A 6,924-nucleotide genomic window follows, 5' to 3' on the forward strand; every position below is an offset into this window, starting at 1 on the left:
GCCGGGGTGGAGGCGCGGGGCCGGGGTGCGCGGTGGCCGCCCGGCCCCGTCCGGGCTCAGCCCTTGAACATCTCCCGCATCTTCCTCGCGGCGTCGCTCTTCTTCTTGGCGGCCTTGGCGTCGTCGGCGTCCTTGCCGGTGTGGGGCTTGGGCTCCTTGCCCGCCGGACTGGCCGTGCCCGGCTCCGCCGTGCCCGGCTCGGGCCGTGTCGTCTCGCGGTCCGCCTTGTCGTTCACCACAACTCCCCCGGTGTCACTGACGAATCGTTCGTCTCGTTGGTACCCCGGCAGGTTGACGTCTACCCGGGATAGAACCGGACCTCGGGCCGGCCCACTTGACCGTAGTGGGGACGGCGGTGCGCGAGGCCGTTCTCGGCGAGGTATTCGAGATAGCGGCGCGCGGTGACGCGCGAGACGCCGGTGAGGTCGGCGGCCGCGGCGGCCGACAGGCCGCCCGCCGCCCCGGCGAGCGCCTCGGTGATCGACTGGAGGGTCTCGCCGCTCATGCCCTTCGGGAGCGAGAGGTGGTCGGGGGTGCGGAGCGTGGCGAGCATCCCGTCCACGTCGGCCTGACCGGTGACCTCGCCGGTCCGGGCGGCCTGCTCGCGGAACCGGGCGTAGCGGTCGAGCTTGTCGCGCAGGGACGCGAACGTGAACGGCTTGAGCAGGTACTGGACGACCCCGACCGAGACGGCGCTGCGGATCACCGCGAGGTCCCGCGCGGACGTCACGGCGATCACGTCCACGTCGCGGCCCCCGGCGCGCAGCGCGCGGCACACCGTGAGCCCGTGGGTGTCGGGCAGGTAGAAGTCCAGCAGGACGACGTCGACCGCGGTCCGCTCGCAGAACCGCAGGGCGTCCGCCCCGGAGTGCACGACGCCGGCCACCGTGAACCCCTCGACCCGCTCGACGTAGGAGCGGTGCGCCTCGGCGGCCACCTGGTCGTCCTCGACGATCAGAACCCTGATCATCGCGCGCCCGCCGGGAGCCGGACGGTGAACACCGCGCCGTCGTCGTGGCCGACGTCGATGTGGCCGCCGTTGCGCCGGACGGCCTGCCCGACGAGCGCGAGCCCGAGGCCGTGCCCGACGGGGCCGCCGGACGACTTGGTCGTCCAGCCGCGCCGGAACATCTCCGGGACGGCGGCGGCGTCGACGCCCCGCCCGCTGTCGGACACCCGCAGGACCAGCTCGCCGTCCCGGGTCCCGGCCGTGACGCCGACGCGGGGCGGGCGGGCGTCGGCGTTCTCGATGGCGGCGTCCACGGCGTTGTCGATGAGGTTGCCGAGGATCGTGACCAGGTCGCGGGGCTCGATGACGCCCTCGATCGCGGTGTCCTCGGTGATGACGAGCTCGACGCCGCGCTCGGCGGCCTCGGCGGACTTGCCGAGCAGCAGCGCGGCCAGCACCGGCTCGGTCACCGATCCGACGACCCGGTCGGTGAGCCGCTGGGCGGTCGCCAGCTCGGCGGTCGCGAACCGGACGGCCTGCGCGGGCCGTCCGAGCTCCACCAGCGACACCACCGTGTGGAGGCGGTTGGCGGCCTCGTGCGCCTGGGAGCGCAGCGACTCGGCGAACCCGCGGACCGTGTCCAGCTCGCCGGTCAGGCCCTGCAGCTCGGTGTGGTCGCGCAGGGTGACCACGTTGCCCATCGTCCGGTCCCCCGACCGGACGGGCGAGGTGTTGACCACCAGGACGCGGGTGTCGCCGAGGTGGATCTCGTCCGACCGGGGCTCCGGGGACACCAGCGCGGCGGCCAGCTCCCGGGACAGGCCGAGGCCCGCGACGGGGCGCCCGCGCGGGACGGCGCCCAGGCCGAGCAGTTCGCGGGCGGCGTCGTTGCACAGGACGACCTGCCCGCCGCGGTCGATCAGCAGGAGCCCCTCGCGGACGGAGTGCAGGATCGCCTCGTAGTACTCGAACATCTCGCTCAGCTCGCCGGGCGCGACGCCCCGGGTCTGGCGGCGCAGCCGCGCGGACACCAGGTAGCTGCCGGCCATGCCCGCGGCCAGGACCGCCGCCGCGACCAGGACCAGCGTGACGAGCCGCTGGCGGAGGTCGGCGGAGATCGCCTCGATCGTGATGCCGACCGCGACCAGCGCCACGATCCGGTGCCGGTCGTCGAAGACCGGGGTGACCGTGCGGACGGACGGGCCGAGCGTGCCGGTGTAGGTCTCGGTGAACGACCGCCCGGCCAGCGCGGGCGCGGTGTTGCCGATGAACCGCTGCCCTATCCGGGACGGGGTGGGATGGGTGAAGCGGATCCCCGCCGGGCTCATGATCGTGACGAAGTCGACACCGGTGTCGTGCCTGACCCGCTCGGCGTACGGCTGGAGGGACCGGCTGGGGACGCGCTTGGTCACGGCGGTCCGCACGCTGGGCGAGTCCGCGATGACCGCCGCGACCACCGCGACCGTCTGCCGCGCCCGGTCGTCGGCGGCGCGCCGGACGTCGAGGTAGGCCAGTGTCGCACCGGCCACCACGAGCAATCCGACGATCGCCGCCTGGAGCGCGAGCAGTTGCCGCGCCACGCTCCAGCGCCCGAGCGCCGTCCATCTGGGACGCCGCATCTGCCACTCGCACCCTTCTCGTCTCGACGAGAACCGTGAACGAAATGTACACAAGGGTGACCGTGCACACCGGGTAGCGCATAGTCACGGGTGCACGGCCCCAGACCTGCACGGCTCCCACCGGCGCAGGCGCCCAACGTGTGCATGTGCCCGCCATCCGCGAGCGCATGGGCGTCTGCCCAGGCGAGAGTGCCCGTCCGGGACCTGCCCTTGCGCAAGGGCAGGTCCCGGACGGGCACCCTCCCTTGCCCGGATGCCGTGGTACACCGTCCCGGCGGCCTGGCACCAGGATTCACCCTGCCAGACGAGGCCGCCGCAATGGTCCGTCTTGGACGGGATTGGACGCATTCCTGACTCGCGACGTCGTCGCGGCGGCGGTGGCCGGTGGCGCGACGCGCCCAGGCGGTGCCGCCCCGGCGTGCCGACGACCGCCTAGCGCCGGAACTCGCCCCGCTCCCGGCGCTAGGCGGTCATCCCCACTGGACCGATCGAACAACCCCGCTCGCGCGGGAAGGCGGTTCCCGCATCGGACGGCACCCGCAACAGGCGGCTTCCGCACCCCCGCCAGGCGATCTCCGCACCCCCGCCAGGCGATCTCCGCGCCCCGCGCCGGGTGGTCTTCACTTCTGCGCCCGGCGAGCGAGCCCCACTCCCCGTACTAGGCGGTTTCCGGGTCGGGTTGGCGTGGGCGGCGGTGGCCGGCGTGCGGGGAGGTCATTCGGAAGCGGACGATCGCCGGGAGGTCGGGCATTCCGACCGTCCGGCGGTAGCGCTCGACCGGGCCGGCGCCGAGTTCCCCGTACACCTCGCCGAGGACGGCGTCGCGGTCGCAGACGACGTTCAGGAGCAGGCGCGGCCTGGTGAGCGTGCCCGTCAGGCGGACGCGCACCTCGCGGACGCTGGGCAGGGCCCCGGCGTCGCGCACCAGGGCGCCCGCCGCGTCGCGGGCGGCCTCGCGGGTGTGCGGGTCGACGTCGGGCCGCCACTGGTGCACCAGGGCCCGGCCCTGGACGACCAGCCACAGCTGCCCGGCCAGGGACAGCAGCGCCGCGACGGACGCGGCGGCCGGCAGGAGCCACGGGTTGCCGTCCGCGAACCGGACCAGCGCCGGATCGAGCGGCGGGCGCGCCGCCAGGTCGCCCAGGCCGTCGAAACCGCCGAGGCCGAGTACGAGGGCACCGGCGCCGCAGGTGAGCAGCACCGTCCCGGTCACCGCTATCGCGACCCTCATGTCAGTCCTTCCGCCAGCCCAGCCGGACATCGATCCGCGGCCGGTGCATCGGTTCGATCCGGTCCAGCCGGTCGTCGACGGCGCAGTGCACCAGCTCCGCGAGGTTCGCGGGGTTGCGGTAGTGGGTGTCGGCCCGGACGACGAGCCGCCCGCGGAACACGCCCGGCCCCCGCACGCGGACGCGTTCGATGCCCGGGACGCCCAGCGCCGCGTCGGCCAGGGCCCGGCGCAGCGACGCGCGCCCGAGGGCGCCCGCCAGGCGCGGGTCGGAGCCGTCCAGCGGGACGCCGCGCACCCGGCCGGGCAGCGCCGCGGGCAGGAGGGCGAGCCCGGCCGCGGCCATCGCCCCGGCGCTCGCCCGGACGCCCGGGGCCTTCCACGGCAGCCGCCCGAGGGCGTCCACCAGGCGTGCCGCACCCGGCACCGGGTGGACGCCGGACCCGAGCGCGGCCGCCAGCAGCTCGATCGCGGCGGCCCCTCCGGCCACGGTCACCAGCAGGGCGGCGACCAGTCCGGGCACGGCCCGGCGCGGCCGGAACTCCCGGGCGGCCAGCCGCCGCGCCCGCTGCCTGCTCTGTGTCTCGTGGATCAGGTCCCTGACCAGAGACTCGGCCATAGCCACCCCCGTGAACCGTCGGCACGTCCGGACATCGTTACCCATGGTGAGGCATTGTCACGCGGAGTGAAACACGCCATGCCGACATCTCACGCGATCGGTGCCGGGATCGACCGGCCGTCAGCGGAAGATGACCGTCCGGTCGCCGTTGAGGAGGACGCGGTGCTCGGCGTGCCAGCGGACGGCGCGGGCCAGCGCGAGGCACTCGACGTCGCGGCCGACGGCGACCAGATCCTCGGGGCTGTGGGTGTGGTCGACGCGGGCGACCTCCTGCTCGATGATCGGCCCCTCGTCCAGGTCGGCGGTCACGTAGTGGGCGGTGGCGCCGATCAGCTTCACGCCGCGGGCGTGCGCCTGGTGGTAGGGCCGGGCGCCCTTGAAGCTCGGCAGGAACGAGTGGTGGATGTTGATGATCATGCCGGGCAGCTTGGCGCACAGGTCGTCCGACAGGATCTGCATGTACCGGGCGAGGACGACCAGGTCGGCGCGGTAGTGCTCGACCAGCGCGAGGACCTCCGCCTCCTGCGCGGCCTTGCCGCCGGGGGCGACGGGCAGGTGGTGGTAGTCGATCCCGTACGACTGGGTGAGGGGCCGCAGGTCGGGGTGGTTGGACGCGACCGCGGCGATGTCGACGTCCAGCAGCCCGGACCGCTGCCGGTAGAGCAGGTCGTTCAGGCAGTGGCCGCCCTTCGACACCATGATCAGGACGCGCGGGCGGGACGAGAGGTCGTGCAGCCGCCAGTCCAGGCCGAGCTCGGGCACGAGGGACGCGAACGCGCCGCGCAGCTCGTCCGGGTCGGTGCCGGGCGGGCCCGTGAACTGCACCCGCATGAAGAAGGTGCCCGTGTCGCGGTCGCCGAACTGCTGGCTCTCCAGGATGTTGCAGCCGCGCTCGGCCAGCAGCCCCGAGACGGAGGCGACGATCCCCGGCCGGTCGGGGCACGACAGCGTCAGCACATACTCGTTCACGGTCTCACTCTCGCGGCGATGGTCTTGGGCCGCCTGAGCAGGCGGGATACGAGCTTACGTCGCCCTTCCCCGTCCTGGGGCCGTTCCACGCCGCCGCGCGGAGGTCAAAGGACGCGCCGGGCGAGGCGGGCCAGCGCCCCGGCGATCTCCTCCGGCGTCCGGCCCTGCTCGCGCTGCCGCGCGTAGACCTCGGACGCGAGGGGGGCGAGGAGGATGTCGGCGAGCGCGTCCGGCCCGGGGGTCCCGGCCTCGGCCAGCAGCATCCGGACGTGGGCGCGCCAGAACCCGTAGGCGCCGGTGGTCAGCCGCGCGCCGCCCGCCTCGGCGCCGAGGACGAGGTCGATGTGCGCCTCCAGCAGTTCGACCATGGCGGCGTAGAAGGCGGCGAGGCGGTCGGCCGGGGGCGCGCCGGGGCCGAGCGGCGGGTCGCCGCGCAGAAGCCGCTCCTGGACGTGGCGCTCGTGCTCGTCCAGCAGCGCGAGGGCGATGGACGTCGTGTCCGGGTAGCGCCGGTAGAGCGTGCCGCGTCCGACGCCCGCCGCCTTGGCGATGTCGTCCATGGTGACGGCGCGCGGGTCGCGGGCGGCGAACAGCCCGGCGGCGGCGTCGAGCACCTTGGTCCGGTTGCGGGCGGCGTCGGCGCGCTCGCGGGGCGGGGCGTCGCCGCCGCCCGGCTGTCCGGCGAGCAGGTCGGTACGGCGGTTCATGCCGGTGACTGTAACCGACGCGGCATGAAGTGGACAATGTGTCCGGATAGAGTTATCGTCATCAAGCGGACATTGCGTCCACTTAACGAGGAGGATTCATGACATCGCTGCTTCACCTGGACTCCAGCGCACGGCGCCGCTCGTTCAGCCGGGAAGTCGGGGACGCGTTCGCCGCCGCGTGGCGCGAGGCGAACCCCGGCGGGCACTACGTCCACCGTGACCTGGCCGCCGAACCCGTCCCGTTCATCGGCGAGGCGTGGACGGAGCTGTGCGACCACATCCTCGCCAACGGCATCACCGAGATCGGCCGCTACAAGGAGGCCGTCCGCACCCCCGCGCAGGCCGAGGCGTGGGCGGTCGTCGAGCCGCTGCTGGACGAGCTGGTCGCCGCGGACGTCGTCCTGATCGCCGCGCCGATGTACAACTTCACGGTCCCGGCGTCCCTCAAGGCGTGGATCGACCAGGTCACGTTCCCGCGGATGTCGCTGGCCGGGCGGCGGTTCGTGATCGTCTCGGCGCGCGGCGGCTCGTACGCGCCCGGCGCGCCGCGCGAGCCCTACGACCACCAGGAGCGGTACCTGCGCGACTTCTTCGCCGGGCACTTCGGGGTGCAGGACGTCGCGGCCGTGGCCGCCGAGCTGGTGAACTCGCGCCTCGACCCGGCGCTGGCGGCGCTGCGCGCGAGCCACGAGGCGTCGTACGCCGGGGCGCTGCGCGCGGCCCGCGAGCTCGGGGCGGCGTACTGATGGGCTGGATCCTGCTCGGGCTCGCCGGGCTGGTCGAGATCGCGTTCTCGCAGAGCATCAGGCCCACCGAGAGCTTCACCCGCCCGC

General features: G+C 74.1%; 8 protein-coding genes. 1 reads left to right on the forward strand and 7 read right to left on the reverse strand.

Going from position 1 to position 6,924, the window contains the following annotated elements; translation table 11 throughout:
- Positions 1-56: 56 nt before the first annotated feature.
- The 7 genes from E1298_RS42055 to E1298_RS42085 form a co-directional block, all read right to left on the reverse strand.
- On the reverse strand, positions 57-236 hold the full coding sequence (locus tag E1298_RS42055) for a hypothetical protein (protein WP_131902974.1): 180 nt from the start codon (positions 234-236) through the stop codon (positions 57-59).
- Between the two features lie 62 nt (positions 237-298).
- Positions 299-970, reverse strand: coding sequence for a response regulator (locus E1298_RS42060; RefSeq protein WP_131902975.1), 672 nt, complete (start codon positions 968-970; stop codon positions 299-301).
- The gene (locus E1298_RS42065) at positions 967-2,568 is read right to left on the reverse strand and encodes a sensor histidine kinase (protein WP_131902976.1); all 1,602 of its coding nucleotides are present in this window, start codon (positions 2,566-2,568) and stop codon (positions 967-969) included. Before E1298_RS42065 ends, E1298_RS42060 begins: the two co-directional genes overlap by 4 nt.
- Positions 2,569-3,226: 658 nt before the next feature.
- On the reverse strand, positions 3,227-3,799 hold the full coding sequence (locus E1298_RS42070) for a hypothetical protein (RefSeq protein WP_131902977.1): 573 nt from the start codon (positions 3,797-3,799) through the stop codon (positions 3,227-3,229).
- Position 3,800: 1 nt separating this feature from the next.
- The gene (locus E1298_RS42075; RefSeq protein ID WP_131902978.1) at positions 3,801-4,415 is read right to left on the reverse strand and encodes a DUF6286 domain-containing protein; all 615 of its coding nucleotides are present in this window, start codon (positions 4,413-4,415) and stop codon (positions 3,801-3,803) included.
- A gap of 120 nt (positions 4,416-4,535) precedes the next feature.
- Positions 4,536-5,384: a formyltetrahydrofolate deformylase gene (gene purU, locus E1298_RS42080; RefSeq protein ID WP_131902979.1), complete on the reverse strand. Its 849-nt coding sequence runs from the start codon at positions 5,382-5,384 to the stop codon at positions 4,536-4,538.
- A gap of 104 nt (positions 5,385-5,488) precedes the next feature.
- Positions 5,489-6,091 carry a TetR/AcrR family transcriptional regulator gene (locus E1298_RS42085; RefSeq protein WP_131902980.1) on the reverse strand — a complete coding sequence of 201 codons (603 nt, stop codon included), beginning with the start codon at positions 6,089-6,091 and terminating at the stop codon, positions 5,489-5,491.
- Between the two features lie 98 nt (positions 6,092-6,189).
- On the opposite strand from E1298_RS42085, the gene E1298_RS42090 reads away from it, so the two are divergent.
- Positions 6,190-6,837, forward strand: a complete 648-nt coding sequence (locus E1298_RS42090; RefSeq protein WP_131902981.1) for an FMN-dependent NADH-azoreductase — start codon at positions 6,190-6,192, stop codon at positions 6,835-6,837.
- Positions 6,838-6,924: the final 87 nt, after the last annotated feature.

The sequence above is a fragment of the Actinomadura rubrisoli genome (assembly GCF_004349215.1).
GTDB classification, from domain to species: Bacteria; Actinomycetota; Actinomycetes; order Streptosporangiales; family Streptosporangiaceae; genus Spirillospora; species Spirillospora rubrisoli.

Coding starts and splice junctions, on each gene's coding strand:
- E1298_RS42060 (WP_131902975.1), bottom strand. CDS start 970: ATGATCAGGGTTCTGATCGTCGAGGACGACCAGGTGGCCGCCGAGGCG.
- E1298_RS42065 (WP_131902976.1), bottom strand. CDS start 2,568: ATGCGGCGTCCCAGATGGACGGCGCTCGGGCGCTGGAGCGTGGCGCGG.
- E1298_RS42070 (WP_131902977.1), bottom strand. CDS start 3,799: ATGAGGGTCGCGATAGCGGTGACCGGGACGGTGCTGCTCACCTGCGGC.
- E1298_RS42075 (WP_131902978.1), bottom strand. CDS start 4,415: ATGGCCGAGTCTCTGGTCAGGGACCTGATCCACGAGACACAGAGCAGG.
- E1298_RS42085 (WP_131902980.1), bottom strand. CDS start 6,091: ATGAACCGCCGTACCGACCTGCTCGCCGGACAGCCGGGCGGCGGCGAC.
- E1298_RS42090 (WP_131902981.1), top strand. CDS start 6,190: ATGACATCGCTGCTTCACCTGGACTCCAGCGCACGGCGCCGCTCGTTC.